The following is a 16,348-nucleotide window of genomic DNA, read 5'->3' on the forward strand; positions in this document are numbered from 1 at the left end:
CGACGACCCGCCGTTCCGGTACGGACGGACGGGCGCACGGCCCGCAGCGGGCAGCCAGTCCAGTTGATCTCGCGGGATCGAATCCGCAGTCAGCAGCAGACAGCAGTCAAAGGAGTCATACGGCATGAGCATGGGCCACGAGGTTCGCTACCGCGTGCGCGGGGGCCGGCAGCTGAACGGCACCGTCTTCATCCAGGGCGCCAAGAACGCCGTCCTGCCGATGATCGGTGCCTCGCTGATGGCGGCCAAGGGCCGGACGGTCCTGCGGAACGTTCCGATCATCGAGGACGTGCGCCGCGCGGTGGAACTCGCGCAGGCGATCGGGGCCAAGGCGGAGCTGCACGAGGCCGAGCGCACCCTGGTGATCGACGCCTCCACGTTGAACAGCCCGGTGCTGCCGGCCGACATCGCCGCCCGGTTCCGCGGCTCGTTCCTGTTCGTGCCGGCGCTGCTGCACCGGCTCGGCGAGGCCGTGATCGAGGGCGTCGGCGGGTGCAACCTGGGCAGCCGCAACCTGGACTTCCACTACAACGGGTTCAAGCGGCTCGGCGCGACGGTCACCGAGCAGATGGGCGACAACGGCAACGGGCAGATCCACATCAAGGCCGGGGATCTGCGCGGCGGCACGCTGTACTGCGATACCCCCTCGCACACCGGCACCGAGAACCTGATCATGGCGGCGGCGATGGCCCGCGGCACCACGCTGATCAAGAACGCGGCGCTGGAGCCCGAGGTGCTGGACAACATCGCGCTGCTGCAGGCGATGGGCGCCAAGATCAGCGGCGGCGGCACCGGCTTCATCACCGTCGAGGGCGTCGGCGGCCTGACGGCCGTCGAGCACACCGTGATGCCGGACCGGATCGACACCGGGGTGTTCGTGATGGCCGCTGCGATCACCGGCGGCGACCTCAGCCTGGTGGGCGCCAACCTGGAGCACCTCGGGGTGGCCGGCGACAAGCTTGAGCAGATGGGGCTGGAGTTCCACCAGCAGGGCGCCGTGCTGCAGGTACGGCGCGAGCGCGGGCTGCGCCCGATCAACGTGATCACCGACGAGTATCCGGGCTTCGCCACCGACCTGCAGTCGCCGATCATGGCGCTGTCCTGCCTGGCCGACGGCCCCTCCTACATCTACGAGCGGATCTTCGACGGCCGGTTCAAGCTGGCCGACGAGCTGTGCAAGATGGGCGCCGACATCGACGTGGACGGCAACCGCGCCAAGGTCAACGGCCCCAACCGGCTGCACGGCGCCGAGGTCGAGGCGCACGACCTGCGCTGCGGCAGCGCGCTGGTGCTGGCCGGGCTGGCCGCCGAGGGCGAGACGACCATCACCTCCGCCTACTACCTCGACCGCGGGCACGCGCACACCGCCGAGCGGCTGTCCCAGCTCGGCGCCGACATCACCCGCGAGACGTTCTGATCCCACGGCGGCCGGCCCATGGTGGTCGGCTCGTGGGTGGCCGCGCCGTGGGGGAGCCCGCGTCCCGGAAGATCATCAACGTGACCTCTGACACGATTTCTGACACCGTTTCCTGACAGTCGCCTGACGCTTCGCCCCGCGGCCCGGTCCCTCTCGGACCGGGCCGCGGGGTTTTCTGCTGGCCGAACCTGGACATTCCGGCCCGGGCGGGACGCCGGCCGTACGGCGCGTACCGGAGCGGCCGCCCGTTTCGGCGGACGCGTGACCGGCGAGAACGGCCGCGAAACCTTGCCGCGAGGCGGATCGCTCGTCCTGGCAGGGCCTCCGGCGACAGGACGGTCGATTTTCGGCCGAGGCGTAAACCGATCGGACACCGCAGGGGTCTCTTCAGTGCGCATCAGTGCCACATGCGGCTTCTCGCGGTGATTTCGGGTCTTGTTTTTCCACTTCGGACATCCGAAGATGCAGGATCAAGTCTGTCCGATTGGTGACAAATTACTGACTAGGGGGTCCCGTAGGTTACTTTTTGGCCGCACTCTTGATTCGATTTCGCGTCTGGGCGTCACACATCGTCGCCCTGACCCGATCTGCCCACTGAGGAACGAATCGCGGGATTGCGGTGCAGGGTCAGAAGGCAGGGGCGACAAGCCATGAGTCAACCGTTGGGCGGAGCGTGCGCGAACGCATGTCCGGGGCCGGGCCCCCACCAAGAGGATGGTCGGGAAGCGAGCGATCACCGATGACGACCACCAGACCGGGGTCGGTGACCCCCGATCTCACGATCGGCGTGGTCGGTCCGCATGACCTCGTCGAACGGGTCATGCTGATGGGGCATGGCCCCACACCGGTACCGAGTCGGCTGGTAGCGGCCGCGTACCGGGACGAACAGGAGGCGGCCGACAAGGTCGTACGGCTGGGCTCGGGGGTGGACGTGTGCCTCTTCGCCAGCCCGGTCCCGTACGACTTCGCCCGCAAGGCGGGCGTGCTGACGATGCCGGCCACCTACGTACCGCTGAACGGCGCCGCCCTGCAGGGCGCGCTGCTGCGGGCCTCCCTGGACGAGCGGTTCGATCCGGGCCGGGTGAGCATCGACGTGCTCGGCCGCGCCGAGGTCGAGGAGGCGTACGCGGAGATCAGCCTGGGCACCGACCAGGTCCATCTGCGCGAGGAGGCCGCCGGGCCCGGCACGCTGGCCGCGTTCCACGAGCGCCTGTGGCGCCGCGGCGCGACCACCGTCGCGATGACGTGCGTGCACGCCACCGCGGAACGGATGGAGATGGCCGGCGTACCGACCATCCGGGTCCGTCCCACCGGCGCGGCGATCCGCAGCTCGCTGCAGACGGCGGCGCTGCTGGGCGCGCACCACCGGCTGGAGGAGTCGCAGCTGGTGGTCGTTTTGGTCGACGTGCCGACGCTGCGCGAGACACCACGCCGGGTCACCCCGCGCTACTGGCGCGACGAGCTCAAGCTGGCGCTGCACCGCGTGCTGCTCCAGGAGGCGCACCGGATGAACGCGTCGGTGTGGCCGCTGGACGACCACAGCTACCTGGTCATCGCCACCCGGGGCTCGGTCACCGCCGGTACCGAGGGCTTCCGTACGCCGCCGTTCGTGGAACGGGTCCGCGAGGAGCTGGGCCTGGCCATCGAGGTCGGCATCGGGATGGGCCGTACGGCGCACGAGGCCGAGACGCACGCCCGCGCCGCGCTGGCACGCTCGCAGAGCTCGCAGCGTGCCCAGGGCTTCGCTCTGGACCGTGACGGACGTGCCCTCGTGCCCGCGCCGCGCACGCCCCCGCGCGCGCAGCCGCAGGTCAAGCCCAAGGGCCTGGAGATCCTCGCGCGGCTCGCCGACAAGCTCGGCGACCAGGAGCAACCGCTGATCGTGGACGCGGAGAACGCCGGCAAGATGCTCGGCGTGACGCCTCGTACCGCCCGGCGCCTGCTCCGGACCCTGGTCGAGGAGGGCCTCGCCTGGCCGCTGCCGCCCAACCGGACCCCGCAGCCGGGCCGGCCGCGCCAGCTCTACCGGCTCATCGTCGAGAAGCTGGGGCCCAAGGCGGGCACCTGACGGCACCGCCCCCGGGCACCGACCTGCCCGGGGAGCCGGCGGCCGGACCCGGTCACGCCTGCCCGATCGGCCGGCCGGTACGCGCCGTACCCTCGAAAGGGAGCGGGTGAGTTCTCACCCCCTGGCCCTGGGGGCAGGGCATGAAGCAGAAGTCCGCCGACCGCCTGCGCATCGCGGCCGCCGCCGGCGCCGCCGCTCTGGTGCTGGGCTCCGGAGTCGCCGTGTCGGCCATCGTGGGCTACGAGCCGATCCGCAGGCACGCTCCAGCCCTTCTCAGGCTGTCTCCGAGCCCCGTCCCGGCCCCGAGCGTCACTCCGGCCCCGGCCGAGACCGACGCGGGCACTCCGCCGGTCGTGGCGCCCCAGACGACGGCTCCCACGCCCAGCCGTACGTCCAAGCCACCGAAGCCTGACCCTCGCCCGGCACCGACGACCCCGGCTCCAGGCACGAGCGCTCCCACGACACCGCCGGCCGACCCGCCCACCACACCACCGGTGGATCCGCCGACGACCCCGCCGGTCGATCCGCCGACGGACCCGCCCGATCCCGGCGGCGGGACGGGCTGAACTCAGTTCCTGATTCCGGCGGTACGGGCTGGCTCAGTTCCTGGTCCCGGGGGACAGCCGACCTCAGTTGCGGTGCGGGTAGGCCTTGGCCACGGCGAGGAAGGCCTCGTTCTCCTCGGGCGAGCCGATCGAGACCCGGACGCCTTCGCCGGCGAACGGCCGCACGCTGACGCCCTGCGCGTCGCACGAGGCGGAGAAGTCCAGGGTGCGCTCTCCGAGCCGCAGCCAGACGAAGTTGGCCTCGCTCGGCGGTACGGTCCAGCCGTCCGCCAGCAGCGCGTTGTGGACGCGCTCGCGCTCCTTCACGGTGTGCTCCACGCGGGCGAGGAGCTCGCCCGTGGCGGCCAGCGAGGCGACCCCGGCCGCCTGCACGATGGAGTTGACGCTGAACGGCAGGTACGACTTGCGAATCGCCTCGGCCACTTCAGGGTGACCCACCATGTAACCCACGCGCAGGCCCGCGAGGCCGTAGGCCTTGGAGAAGGTACGCAGGACGACCAGGTTGGGGCGGCCGCCATAGAGCGTGAGGCCGTCGGGAACGTCGGCGTCGCGGATGTACTCGCGGTACGCCTCGTCCAGGACCACCAGGCACTCGGCCGGCACCCGGTCCAGGAACGCCTCCAGCTCGGCACGCCGTACGGCCGTACCGGTCGGGTTGTTCGGGTTGCACAGGAAGACCAGGCGCGTCCGCTCCGTGATGGCGTCGGCCATGGCGGACAGGTCGTGCGTCTCGTCCCGAAGGGGCACCTGTACGGCGGTGGCACCCGAGAGGGCCACCAGGATCGGGTACGCCTCGAACGAGCGCCAGGCGTACACCACCTCGGCACCGGGCTCCGCGACGGCCTCCAGGAGCATCTGGGTGACGCCGACCGACCCGCAGCCGACCGCGATGTGGTCGGCGGGAACGCCGTGGTGGGCGGCGATCGCCTCGATGAGGGCGGTGCAGTTGTTGTCGGGGTAGCGATTGACGCGCTGGGCGGCCTCGGTGATGGCCTCCAGTACGGAGGGAAGCGGACCCTGCGGCGACTCGTTCGACGACAGCTTGAACGAGCGCCCCTCGGGCGACACCACGACCTTGCCGGGCTTGTAGGCCTGGAACCGGTCGAGTACGGAGCGGAAGCGGGGGGTGGTTGCTTCGGACACCGTTGTCCTCCTCGTTCTCTGTTCTCTGGGTGCGCATCCCAAGCTTCGGGTGCGCGCCCCAAGCCTACGGAGTCCCGCCCGGTCAGGAGGAGGGCGACGTCCCCCGGCGCATCATCCAGCAGATGGTGACGATCCGGACGAACTCCCAATCGTGCGTACTGTCCGGCCACCACCCGCGCCGGAAGGCCTCCTCGGCGAACGAGTGCAGGTAGTCCATCAGCGCGGCCGGTTCCGGCGACGCGCGGTCAGGCCCCGTCACCAGATCGCGGACCGCGGCCGCGTGCTGATCGACGGCGGCCGCCAGGGCCGGGGAACCGGCCATCTCCTCGATCCCCGCCTCGCCGATGTCACGGACGAGTATCCCCAGCACTTCCGACAAATCGCCATCCATGGATAACCACGCTAGCAATCCCGAAAAGGTGCACTGACCGGGTCAAGTACTGAATCGTTCCAGGTCAGGCGCAGCCCCGGGGCCGCAGCATCGGCGGGCGCAACTGCTCGGCACCGCCCCTGCTGTAGAGCCGGGCCGGACGCCCGCCGTCCCGCGTCGTCGTCCGTCCCGTCGGCACCAGGAACCGGTCGGCCCCGGTGACCTTCCGATGGAAATTGCGGGGATCGAGCTCGGTTCCCCAGACGATCTCGTACACCCGGCGCAGCTCCGCCACGGTGAACTCCGCCGGGCAGAACGCCGCCGCCAGCGAGGTGTACTCCAGCTTCGCCCTGGCCCGCTCCATGCCATCACCCAGAATGCGCCGGTGGTCGAACGCGGCACTGTCCCGGTTCCTGAGGTCGTCCACCGCCGTCCACAGCACCTGCGCCCGGCTGGACGCGGGCAGATCAGGCGCCAACCCCAGATAGGCGACGCTCACCACCCGCTGCCGGGGATCGCGATCCGGATACCCGTAGGTCGCCAGCTGCTCCAGGTGGATCCGTACATCCGCCAGCCCCGCCCGCTCGGCCATCAGCCGCGACGCCGCCACCGGAAGGTCCTCGTCCAGCTGGATGAACCCGCCGGGCAACGACCAGCACCCGTCGTACGGTGCCCGGTCCCGCCGCCACATCAGCGCGCTGAGCCGCTGCTCGCGCACGGTGAGGACGACCAGATCGACGGAGACGGCAAGGCGCGGCACGGACATGCCCATCACCCTATGGCGCAGAATCAGTGTGGGGGGCGACCTCCTTGCACCCCGCAAGGGGCTCCGCCCCCTTGACCCCCGAAAAGCCGAACCGCCCGGCCCGAAGGGTTCGGGACGGGCGGGGCGGTACGGGATTGCGGGTCAGTCGTTGTCCGGGTCTGTTTCTGGCTTCGCGGGGGCCGTCACCGGGACGGATTCGGCGGGGGCGAGGCCGTTGGCCGGCTTGCCGTTCGGGGCGCCGTTGGGCGAGCCGGCCTGGCCGGCCAGCAGGGAACGGGCCAGGCCGAGGCCGGTCCCGCCGAGGGTGAGGGCCTTGGCCAGCATCTCCTCGACGCCCTGGGCGCCGTTCAGCACGATCATGTTGTCCACGTTGCCGAACACGCCGGCACCGGCCTCGACGATCTCCGGCCAGTTCTCGGCGAGCTGCTGGGCGATGATCGCCTCGGTGTTCTCGGCCAGCGCCTGTCCCCTGGCCTTGATCGCATCGGCCTCGGCCAGGCCCTTGAGGCGGGTGGCGTCGGCCTGGGCCTCACCCATCAGCCGGATGGCCTCGGACTCGCGCTGGGCCTTGAGCTGGACCTCGGTGGCCGCGGCCTGGGCGTAGGAGATGCGCTCCTCGCGCTCGGCCTCGGCCAGCTTGACCTGCTCGTACGCCTTGGCGTCGGCCGGCTTGCGGACCTCGCTCTCCAGCCGCCGCTCGGTCCGCTCGGCCTCCAGCTCGGCGTTGCGGGTCTCGCGCTGGATGACCTCCTGGCGGGCCAGCTGCTCGGCCTGCTTGACCTGGCCGTCGTACTCGGCCTTCTTCATCTCGGTCTCACGGATCACCGAGGCCTTCTGCCGCTCGGTCTCCTGCTCGCGCTGGGTGGCCTCCTGGTCGCGCTCGGCCTCGGCGATCCGGGCGGACGCGGCGACCTTGGCGGCGTGCGGCCGGCCCAGGTTGGTGATGTAGCCGGTCTCGTCGTCGATCTCCTGTATCTGCAGCGAGTCGACGACCAGGCCGAGCTTGCTCATCTCGTCGGCGGCCGAGCTGCGCGTCTCGCTGGTCAGCCGCTCGCGGTTGAGGATCAGGTCCTCGACGGTCAGGTTGCCGATGATCGAACGCAGATGGCCGGTGAACAGCTCGTGGATGGCGTCGTCCATGGAGTCCTGCTGCTCCAGGAACCGCCGGGCGGCGTTGGCGATGGAGACGAAGTCGTCGCCCACCTTGTAGATGACCACGCCGCGGACCTTGACCGGGATGCCCTGCTGGGTGACGCAGTTGACCTCGAGGTGCCCGGCGCGGCTGTCCAGCCGGAGCCGGCGCGACACCTGGAAGCCGGGCAGCACGGAGGTGCCCTTACCGGTCACGATCTTGAAGCCGAGGCTGTCGATGCCGTCGATCGGCTTGGATCTGGCCCCGAGCCCCGAGATGATCAGCGCTTCGTTCGGTTCGGCCACCCGCCAGACCATCTTGAAGATGATGATCAGTACGATGACGGCGACGACCGCCGCGATCGCGATTGCGACAACGGGCATACGGCCTCCTCGGGGGCTGGGGGCGGTCCGATGCCATGGGGCTCCGGATCGGAACACCGTTGATGGTGTCCCTATGATGCGCTAAACCGCGTTCCGGTTCCCTTTTGTACGGTCTGGGGTGGTGGCCGGATCGTGCCCCGTCACCGGTTCAGACCAGTGCCTGCGCCACGTAGACCGTACGGGGTGGATGGTATTCGACGACCACCACGATCGTGCCCTGCGTGAACTCGTCGCGCGGATCGGACGGATGCGCGTAGAACGCCTCCACCCCGCCGCGGATCGGGATCATGACCTCCCCGACGAGACCGGGTCCGATCCTCCCGGTCACCCGGCCTTCCTTGCCGATCAAGGGCTCCCCCGCTCGCTCACATGCGCCGATGAACGCGTACGCGGCGGCCAGGCCGGGCGTGCGCGCCAGTAGGGGAACGGTATCCGTTCGGAGAGACGGCCCGCGAGTGCGGTCAGGGCAGGATCCGCTGGGCCTGCGCGTCGGCCTGCCTGGCCAGCTGCTCGGCCTCGGCCCTGGTGGCGTTGGGGCCGATGAGGCTGACGGTGGCGAGGTAGCGGCGCCCGTGCAGGACCACGTACCAGGTCTTCATGGTCGAGTCGCCGCTGCGGGTCGCGACCCCGACCGTACGGGAGCCCTCGCCGATCGCGCCGGGCGGCGACTCGACCACCCGGTGCTCGGACCACTTGCCGCCGACCTTGGCCTTGAACGTGGTGCAGGCCTCCGGGACCCGGGTCTCCACATGCTTCTCGGCGGCGTCCGCGGGCATCGCCATGAGCGTCTCGGTGACTGTCTGCCCGTTGCCCTTGCTGAACGAGGCGATGGCCGCGGGGGCGCTCTTGTCCAGCGCTGGCCCGCCCGGGGTACCGCCCGCCTTGCCGGCGCAGTTCGGCTTGTCCAGGGTGACCTGGCGCTGCAGCTGGTCGAAGTTCTGGACGACCTTCATCGCTCCGTACTCGCCGGCCTCGGGCTCACCGGCCCGCTTGTACCCGGTCGGCTCTCCGAGGAGTGCCTGCCGGAGCTGGTCGGAGGTGTAGGCGGTCCCGGCCAGCGCGGCCCGTCCCGTCGACTTCACCTGCTGCGTCTTCGCGCCGTCCTCACCGCCGCCGCATGCGGCCAGCGAGGTGGCGGTCACCGTCAAGAACATCGCCGTGCAAAGGAGCCTGTGCGCCATGCCTGGTGACACTACGGCGGCCATGGCCGCATCAGGCGAGGGCGACACGCCCTTTCCCCAAGTCAGGCGATGGATTCAGACCTCTGATCTGCACATTCGCCCCGGACTCCCACATCAGCGGCACGCCAGGGGGCGCAGGTCACCCGTTGGCGCGGTCGTTGTACTCGCCGGTGTAGTCCTGGCCGGACATCTTCTGGATCGTCTGCACGATCTCGTCGGTGATGGCTCGGCGGGCCTTGGCGGGCGGGAGGTCGCGGTAGTGGGTGAAGTCGATCGGCGCGCCGATCCGTACCGTGGGGCGGGGGCCGAGGAAGCGGGGGCGGGAGGCGCCCAGGGGCTGGATCTTCTCGGTGCCCTCCAGGGCCACCGGCAGGACGCGGGCGCCGGAGGCGAGGACGAGCCAGCCGACTCCGGTACGGCCGCGGTAGAGGCGGCCGTCGGGGGAGCGGGTGCCCTCGGGGTAGATCGCGAAGGCGCCGCTGTTGTCGAGCACGTCGCGGCCCTGCTCCAGGGCGCCCATGGCGGCGCGGCCGGCGCCGCGGCTGATCGGGACGTGCCCGAGGGTGGTCATGAACCAGCGGACGAACCGGCCCTTGAGCCCCTTGCCCTCGAAGTAGCTGGCCTTGGCGACGTAGGTCACCGGCCGCGGGATCGACAGCGGGATGATGAAGCTGTCGATGAACGACAGGTGGTTGCTGGCCACGATGAGGGGCCCGTAGTGCGGGACGTTCTCCAGGCCCTCGACCCGCGGCCGGAAAAGCAGGCGCAGGATCGGGGCCACGACGCGCGACATGAACGTGTAGAACACCCAGCCTCCAGAATTCGGCACCGCCACTGTAACGTCTGGGCCGTTCCGCGCTGTGGCCGCCGCTGCATTTAGGGACGCCTGGGGCGGGGCGGACGGGCTTCGCCGCAGGTCACGGTGGTGTGGAAGTGAGATGTACCACGCTGGTAAGGGGTCGCCGTAACGTGCCGACATTGGACCGGCCTCCAATCCGGCGCCATTTCTTACTGCAAGTAAGTTTCTGCACAGTAGGTTTTTGGCGGGCGTGATTCCGGGCGTCTCGGGGGGCCGGGCGGTCCGTCCATGGCGGGGGATCGGTTACCGTCGGGAACGTACGGGGCGATGGGGCCCACCGGATCGGAACGGTTCGCCGCAGGCGCGGGACCGGATCGTACGGGACGGCTCACGGGTGCTCTCATACTCGGGGCGGGGAGGTTGCCCATGGATTTCGACGTTTCCCTTCTGCGCCAGGACCGCTGCACGGTGGTACGGGTGCGCGGCGAGATCGACGTCGTGTCCCGCGAGCGCTTCGAAGAGACCATGTCGGAGGTCCTGGAGGCCGGCGGCCCCATGGTCGTCGACATGCGGGAGGTCACGTTCTGTGACTCCACCGGGCTCAACTCGATCGTCAAGGCCTACCGGCGCGCGCTCGAGCGCGGCACGATGATCGCGCTGGTGGCGCTGCCGCCCCGGGTGCGGCGGGTGTTCCGGATCACCGCGGTGGACGAGTTCATCCCGATCTACGACACGCTGCGCGAGGCGATCGGCGCCCTGCCGTCCGCTACGACGCCCTGACGACCTGAGCCCATGACGCCCTGAGCCATGACGCCCTGCGCTACGAGCAGCCCTCGAACTGCGGGACGCTCGTCGCGAGCTTCAGCCCGGACTCTTTGAACCACTTGGTCAGCAGCCGGGCGGCGGTGCCGTCCTGGTACATCCGGGTGAGCGCCCGGTTGACCGTCTCGCAGCCCTCCAGATCGCCCTTGCGGATGCCGACGCCGTACTTCTCGTCGGTGAACGGGGCGTTGATGATCTTCACCGGGCGGCCGGCCGCGAAGCCGGCCAGGATCAGGTCGTCGGTCGAGACCGCGTCGATCCGCTTCGCGGCCAGCAGGTCCATGCAGGCGCTGTAGGTGGGCGCCTTGACCCGGACGGCGGCGATCTTGCGTTCCTCGGTCACCCGCCGCCAGGAGTTGGACCCGGCGACCTCGCAGAGCCGCTTGCCCGCCAGGTCGCGGACGTTGCGGATCGAGGTGTCGTCCGCGCGGACCAGCGTGTCCTGGTGCGGGACGTAGTACGGGCCGCCGAACGTGACCGCCTCCTTGCGCCTCGCCGTGATCGAGTACGTCGCGAAGATCATGTCCACCGAGCCGCTCGCCAGCGCCTTCTCGCGGATGGACGAGGGGGTGGTCTTGAACGTGACCCGCCCCGGCGGGACGCCCAGCCGGCCGGCGACGTAGCGGGCCACGTCCACGTCGAAGCCCGCGTACGTCCCGTCCTCGGTCTTCAAGCCGAGTCCCGGCTGGTCGGCCTTGACGCCGATGACGAGCGATCGCTTCTGCGCGATCGACTCCTCGCCGCCGCCCAGGCCGCAGGCGGCGCCCGTCGCGGTGACGGCGGCCAGCGCGGCGGCGAGTGCGGCGTTCCGGGCGATGCGCATCGGTCCCCTGCCTTTCAGCGGCGTCATCGGAACTCGGCCAGCCGCGGGCGTACCCCGCCCACGATCAGTACCGCCAGTGCCAGCGCCGCGAGCGGCGGCAGCATCGTCCAGCCGCGCAGGCCGCCGTCGGCGGCCCTGATGGCCTCCTGGAACCGCTGCCGGTGGAGGGTGGACAGGGCGACCAGTTCGCGGTCGTAGCGCTCGAACGCGTCGATCGCGCCGCCGGACTCGCGGCGCATCCGGAGGGCGATGGCCTCGTCCCGGCGGCCGCTGGTGGCGAGTTCGCGCATCCGCCGGTCGTTGTCCATGACCTTCGCGTACGCCATCAGCATCGGGGACATGCGGGCCGTGGTGCCCGCCTCGTGCGACTTGGCCGCCTCCGTGGCGAACAGGCCGAGGAAGGCGGGGTCGCGCTCGCCGGAGTACTCGCCGACGGTCCGGGCGATCAGCGTGTAGTACGTCTCCAGGTTGAGCGGCTTGCTCTCGCCCGGATCGACGTAGGCGATCGACAGCGCCTTGTCGAGGAACGTCTGCTCGTAGGTGTCGGCGCGGTCGGGATCGAGCAGGTAGCGGCTCTCGTCGGCGAACGCGCTGTGGCTGATCGCGCGGGCCCGGGAGAGCGTGAGGACGGAGTCGAAACCGTCCTCCTTCGCGGTCCTGAGATGGTCGAGCTGCCCGTTCAGCATGCCGAGCGCCGAGCCGAGGAGCAGCAGCGTGCCGGCGGTCGCGAGGGCCAGCGCCGGATTGATCGTGCGCCGGAAGTTGCGGGCCAGGTAGATCTGGCCCGCGAGCAGGATCAGCAGCACCGCGAGCCCGGCCAGCGCCACCCAGGCCTGCCCGGCCTGGACGGACGCGCGCTTGTCCTCGTACTCCTGCCGGACGGTCGCGCCGCTGTCGAGCGTGAGGTTGTACGCGCGGGGCAGCAGTTCCATCCGCATCAGGTCGGTGGCCTGCCGGTACGCGTCGAGGACCGGCTTGGGCGTCTGGCCGGCGGCGTGGTCGGACTGCCGGCTGAGCAGCAGTGCCTCGCCGACGAGCCGGTCGTAGCGGCCGAGGGCCTGCAGGACCTCGCGTACGGTCTTCTGCCGGTCGGGGTCCTGCCCGGCGAGCTGGGCGGCCTCGATCGCCGCCTGGCCCGCCTCGTCGCGGCGCGTCTCGTACAGCCGCAGCGACTCGTCGTGCCCGATGCCGAGATCGTGCTCGCGCCCGATGAGCAGGATGTCGGCCACGTGGGCGTCCATGTCGCTCAGCGCGAAGTACAGGGCGCCGGTGGCCACGACCTGCGGGCCGGCGTCGTGCCCGATGGTCCGTACGGCGTCGCGGGCGTTCCCGATCGTCGCGGTGAGGACGGCCAGTAGCACGGCGACGGCTGCCAGCCCGAGCGCCGCGTACAGCCGGATCCGCCCGGGTACGGTCCGCAGCCAGCCGCCTCGGGCGAAGCGCGCGACCGCTCCGGTGGCGGGCGGGTTCACCTCGGCGGGGGCCGTCTTGGCGGGCCCGTTCTCGGTGGGCTTGGTCTGGGTGGGCTGGCTCTCCGTCGGCGCCTGGGTCATGGGGACGACCTCTCGAGGGTGATCGTGGTCCAGGCGCCCACGTGGACGCGGTCGCCGTCGCCGACCGGGACCGGCACGTTGACGTCGAGGAGCTTGCCGCCGCCGTTCAGCGTGGTGCCGTTCATGGAGCCGGGATCGACCAGCGCCCACGTCCCGTCCGGCTGGCCGAGCAGCACCGCGTGGACGTGCGAGACGCCCGGGTCCTCGGGCGGGCCGCTCAGGTCGATCTCCGGCTCGATGCCCCGGGACGCGCTGCGCCGGCCGATCCTGATCTGCTCGCCGGACAGCGCGACCGTCCGTTCCGGGCAGTACGGCGGGAACGCGATCGTCGCCGCGTCCGGGCCGCCGAGCTCGATCACCGACTGGTAGTAGGCGCGGTCGGCGCTGATGACGGCCCGCCACGCCCCGCCTTCAGACGGCGGCCGCGGCGGCTGGGGCGGGACGGGGGCGGCCGTACGGCTCGCGGCGCCGGTCTCGAAGTCGTAGGCGTCCACCTCGCAGAAGCGCCCGGAACGGGGCGCGCCGCAGACCGGGCACTCCTCGGCGGGCTCCGCCTCGGGCGGCGGCGCGGAGTTCTCCGCGTCTCCCAGGCGCTGCCGGGGTGCTCCCGGGATCAGGTCGCCGCAGGTGTCGCAGAAGTCGTCGGAGCCTGACGTGTGACCGCTCGGGCAGATCGGCATGGCCTCACCCCTCCCCCCGCGATTCAGGACGCGTGGCGCGGGTGCCCGGATGACTTTCCGGCTCGACGCGTTGGGCGGTCCGTACGGTCCGTACCGAACGGGTGTCGAGCGACATCTCGTCGGCCTTGGAGACGTCGCGCTTCAGCCGTACGGTCCCGGACTCCAGGTCGATGACGTCCACGACCCGGTCCAGCAGCCCGGCGATCTGCTCGTTCCCGACCTTGCCGGCCAGCACCACGGCGCGGCCGAGCCGGGCCGTCGCGGTCTCCTCGTCGCCGACCCGGCGGGCCTCCAGGCCCTCCTGGATGGCCTCTGCCAGCTCCGACTGGCCGGTGTGGTGGGCGACCCGCCCGTTGATCCGCGTCGACTTGGCCTCGTCGTCGGTCCACTCGACCAGGACGTTACCGGCGGCCAGTTCGCGTTCGGCGGGATCGTCGCGGGTGCCGGGGACGATGAGCTTCACCCAGGCCGCGCGCATCTGGCGTCCGATGTCCCCGGCGGGCACCTCGACGCACAGGTGGTACTCGCGGTCCTCGTTCCCCCACGCGCCGATGGGGTAGTCGCCGATCAGCCCGGTGCCGGTACGCCGGTCCGTGAGGTCCTCCACGACCGGGACCATCTGCTTGAGGAAGCGCACCTCGGCGTGCTGGGGCGTCCAGACGCGCAGCACGACGTCGGCGACGCGCTTGCCCATCGCCATCGCGGTCATCTCGCGGAAGTCGTCCTCTAGGTCCTGGGGGTCGGGGACGTCCAGGAACGAGCCCAGCAGCGCCGAGGAGATCTTGCGCAGCTCGGCCACGTCCCAGTCGGTGCCGACGCCGCGCGCGTCGCAGACGAAGCGTCCCGAGCACTGGGCGAGCGCCTTGTCGAGGTCCCGCTCGGTCTCGTGCTGGTTCTTGCCGTCGGTGAGCAGGATCGTGTGCCGCAGGGCGTGCGGGTGGTCGGTGAACAGCTCGTCGGCCAGCCGCAGCCAGGAGCCGATCGCCGTACCGCCCGCGGCGTCCAGCCGGGACACCGCGTTCGCCGCGTCCCGGCGGCTCGCCGCGCTCACCTCGGCCAGGCGGCGGCCCTGGGGGTAGACCATGCGCGGCTGGTTGGCCCCGGCGACGACCGCGAAGTGGACGCCGTCGCGCAGCACGTTCAGCGCGGCCTTGGCGGCCCGCTTGGCCGCGGCCATCTTGCCCGAGTACGACATCGAGCCCGAGGCGTCGATGATGATGATCTCGGCGGCCTCGGTGACCGGGCCGGCCGGACCGGCTCCGGCACTGGCACTGGCTTCGCCTGTCGCCTCGACGCCGATGATGGCGTGCGTCTCCCTGCCGCCCGCGGGGAGATGGGGGTTGTGATCGACACGGATCGTGAACTCGGGAAGGTCGCTCATTCGAGGGGCTCCCTTGAGGGTTCGTCCGGGTGGTCGGGGACTTGCGGGGAACGGGGGAGCGGGGGGAACGGGATCAGCGCGACCGTGACGTTGTCGTGGCCGCCGGCGTCCAGGGCGGCCTGGACGAGGCGGCGCGCCACCGCGAGGAGGTCGCCTTCCGGAGCCGAGGCACGCGCGATCTCCGCCAGCGTGGACGCCTCGGGCAGGTGGTTCCAGAGGCCGTCGCTGCAGACGACGACCACGCCGGAGCCGCCCGGCCGGAACGTGATCGCGTGCGGGGCGAACGTCCCCGCGTCCGAGCCGAGCCAGCCGGTCAGCAGGTGCGCGCGGGGATCGGCGCGCGCCGCGTCCTCGCTCATCCGCCGCCGCGCGATCATCAGGTCGGCCCACGAGTCGTCCCGGGTGAGCTGCACGGACAGCCGGCCGTCGGTCTCCGGCTCCCGTACGGGCCCGCCCGGCTCGGCGATCCAGTAGGCGCGGCTGTCGCCGATCCAGCCGACCGTGACGGTCTGCCGCTCGACGACGGCCGAGACGTAGGTGCAGGCGGGCGGGTTGTGGCGGGAGTCCGCGAGGTCCGCGACGGCACGGCTCGCCTGTTCGAGTGCGCCTCGCGTGGCGCTCTCCGGCCCGTCCCCCGCCTCCAGCCGCCGTACCAGCGTCGCCGCTCCCGTATCGGCGGCGACCTGCGCGGCCTGGTCCGAACCGGGCGCCGAGGCGACGCCGTCGCACACCACCGCGCAGACCGTACGGGGCAGCGCGGCCATCGCGATGGCGTCCTCGTTGCGGTTGCGGCGATGCCCGAGATCGCTCACGCCTGCGGCACGTACGAGGTCCCATCCGTTCCCGCTGGGCCGGCCGTTTCCGTTGAACGGGCCGTTCCCGTTGGGCGGGGCGTCCTTGTTGGGTGGGCTGTCCCCGTACGGTGGGCGGTCCCCGGTGAACGGCCCGCACAGCTCGATCTCGACATGCTCGTTGCCGGTCGGCTGGCGCAGCCCGCACAGCTCGCAGAAACCGTCGGGGTCGATTCCCGTACCGCCACAGTCGCCGCAGCGCGCTGGTGGCGCCTGCCGGAGCCGCTTGGACGAGGTCTCCAGCACCGCCGATGGCCGGACGTCCGGGATCTCGACGACGGAACGCGGTCGGACCGGGCGCGGGCGCCCGCACAGCTCGCAGAAGCGGTCGTACGGGTCGAGCGGCTCGCCGCATCCAGCGCAGGGGACGGCCCCGTGCTCTCCGTTGCGCTCGATGCCGTCGCCGTTCATTG

General features: G+C 71.2%; 16 protein-coding genes. 4 read left to right on the forward strand and 12 right to left on the reverse strand.

Annotation, left to right across the window (positions count from 1 at the left end; all coding sequences use genetic code 11):
- Positions 1 to 130 precede the first annotated feature (130 nt).
- From murA to ACH34Q_RS29190, 3 genes are all read left to right on the forward strand, one after another.
- Positions 131 to 1,417, forward strand: coding sequence for a UDP-N-acetylglucosamine 1-carboxyvinyltransferase (gene murA / locus ACH34Q_RS29180; RefSeq protein WP_395986362.1), 1,287 nt, complete (start codon positions 131 to 133; stop codon positions 1,415 to 1,417).
- A 739-nt stretch (positions 1,418 to 2,156) separates the two neighbouring features.
- The gene (locus ACH34Q_RS29185; protein ID WP_395986286.1) at positions 2,157 to 3,485 is read left to right on the forward strand and encodes a transcriptional regulator; all 1,329 of its coding nucleotides are present in this window, start codon (positions 2,157 to 2,159) and stop codon (positions 3,483 to 3,485) included.
- A 140-nt stretch (positions 3,486 to 3,625) separates the two neighbouring features.
- The gene (locus ACH34Q_RS29190) at positions 3,626 to 4,051 is read left to right on the forward strand and encodes a hypothetical protein (RefSeq protein WP_395986287.1); all 426 of its coding nucleotides are present in this window, start codon (positions 3,626 to 3,628) and stop codon (positions 4,049 to 4,051) included.
- Positions 4,052 to 4,114: 63 nt separating this feature from the next.
- On the opposite strand, the gene hisC is transcribed toward ACH34Q_RS29190, so the two are convergent.
- The 7 genes from hisC to ACH34Q_RS29225 all read right to left on the reverse strand — a co-directional run bounded on the left by hisC (position 4,115) and on the right by ACH34Q_RS29225 (position 9,834).
- Positions 4,115 to 5,194, reverse strand: a complete 1,080-nt coding sequence (gene hisC / locus ACH34Q_RS29195; protein ID WP_395986288.1) for a histidinol-phosphate transaminase — start codon at positions 5,192 to 5,194, stop codon at positions 4,115 to 4,117.
- Between the two features lie 82 nt (positions 5,195 to 5,276).
- Complete coding sequence (locus ACH34Q_RS29200; RefSeq protein ID WP_395986289.1) at positions 5,277 to 5,585, reverse strand: DUF6401 family natural product biosynthesis protein; 309 nt, start codon at positions 5,583 to 5,585, stop codon at positions 5,277 to 5,279.
- Positions 5,586 to 5,649: 64 nt separating this feature from the next.
- Positions 5,650 to 6,330, reverse strand: a complete 681-nt coding sequence (locus tag ACH34Q_RS29205; protein WP_395986290.1) for an NUDIX hydrolase — start codon at positions 6,328 to 6,330, stop codon at positions 5,650 to 5,652.
- Positions 6,331 to 6,471: 141 nt separating this feature from the next.
- On the reverse strand, positions 6,472 to 7,845 hold the full coding sequence (locus ACH34Q_RS29210) for a flotillin family protein (protein WP_395986291.1): 1,374 nt from the start codon (positions 7,843 to 7,845) through the stop codon (positions 6,472 to 6,474).
- 148 nt (positions 7,846 to 7,993) lie between these two features.
- Positions 7,994 to 8,173: a hypothetical protein gene (locus ACH34Q_RS29215; protein WP_395986292.1), complete on the reverse strand. Its 180-nt coding sequence runs from the start codon at positions 8,171 to 8,173 to the stop codon at positions 7,994 to 7,996.
- 133 nt (positions 8,174 to 8,306) lie between these two features.
- Positions 8,307 to 9,026: a hypothetical protein gene (locus ACH34Q_RS29220; protein WP_395986293.1), complete on the reverse strand. Its 720-nt coding sequence runs from the start codon at positions 9,024 to 9,026 to the stop codon at positions 8,307 to 8,309.
- A gap of 139 nt (positions 9,027 to 9,165) precedes the next feature.
- On the reverse strand, positions 9,166 to 9,834 hold the full coding sequence (locus ACH34Q_RS29225) for a lysophospholipid acyltransferase family protein (RefSeq protein ID WP_395986294.1): 669 nt from the start codon (positions 9,832 to 9,834) through the stop codon (positions 9,166 to 9,168).
- A gap of 417 nt (positions 9,835 to 10,251) precedes the next feature.
- On the opposite strand from ACH34Q_RS29225, the gene ACH34Q_RS29230 reads away from it, so the two are divergent.
- Complete coding sequence (locus ACH34Q_RS29230) at positions 10,252 to 10,605, forward strand: STAS domain-containing protein (protein ID WP_395986295.1); 354 nt, start codon at positions 10,252 to 10,254, stop codon at positions 10,603 to 10,605.
- A gap of 40 nt (positions 10,606 to 10,645) precedes the next feature.
- Here ACH34Q_RS29230 and ACH34Q_RS29235 read toward each other — a convergent pair whose 3' ends face one another.
- The 5 genes from ACH34Q_RS29235 to ACH34Q_RS29255 are packed head-to-tail and all read right to left on the reverse strand — an operon-like array spanning position 10,646 to position 16,346.
- Positions 10,646 to 11,470 (reverse strand): glutamate ABC transporter substrate-binding protein, encoded by an 825-nt coding sequence (locus tag ACH34Q_RS29235; protein WP_395986296.1) that lies wholly within the window; start codon positions 11,468 to 11,470, stop codon positions 10,646 to 10,648.
- Between the two features lie 23 nt (positions 11,471 to 11,493).
- Entirely contained in the window at positions 11,494 to 13,023 is a 1,530-nt protein-coding gene (locus ACH34Q_RS29240) for a hypothetical protein (RefSeq protein WP_395986297.1), read from the reverse strand.
- Positions 13,020 to 13,703, reverse strand: a complete 684-nt coding sequence (locus tag ACH34Q_RS29245; protein WP_395986298.1) for an FHA domain-containing protein — start codon at positions 13,701 to 13,703, stop codon at positions 13,020 to 13,022. The genes ACH34Q_RS29240 and ACH34Q_RS29245 overlap by 4 nt, the downstream gene beginning before the upstream one ends.
- Positions 13,704 to 13,707: 4 nt before the next feature.
- Positions 13,708 to 15,084, reverse strand: a complete 1,377-nt coding sequence (locus ACH34Q_RS29250; RefSeq protein ID WP_395986299.1) for a VWA domain-containing protein — start codon at positions 15,082 to 15,084, stop codon at positions 13,708 to 13,710.
- A complete protein-coding gene (locus ACH34Q_RS29255; RefSeq protein WP_395986300.1) occupies positions 15,081 to 16,346 on the reverse strand; it encodes a PP2C family protein-serine/threonine phosphatase in 1,266 nt (421 codons plus the stop codon). The genes ACH34Q_RS29250 and ACH34Q_RS29255 overlap by 4 nt, the downstream gene beginning before the upstream one ends.
- Positions 16,347 to 16,348 lie beyond the last annotated feature (2 nt).

Origin of the sequence: Actinomadura sp. 9N407, from assembly GCF_044326315.1 — a bacterium.
Taxonomy (GTDB): Bacteria; Actinomycetota; Actinomycetes; order Streptosporangiales; family Streptosporangiaceae; genus Spirillospora.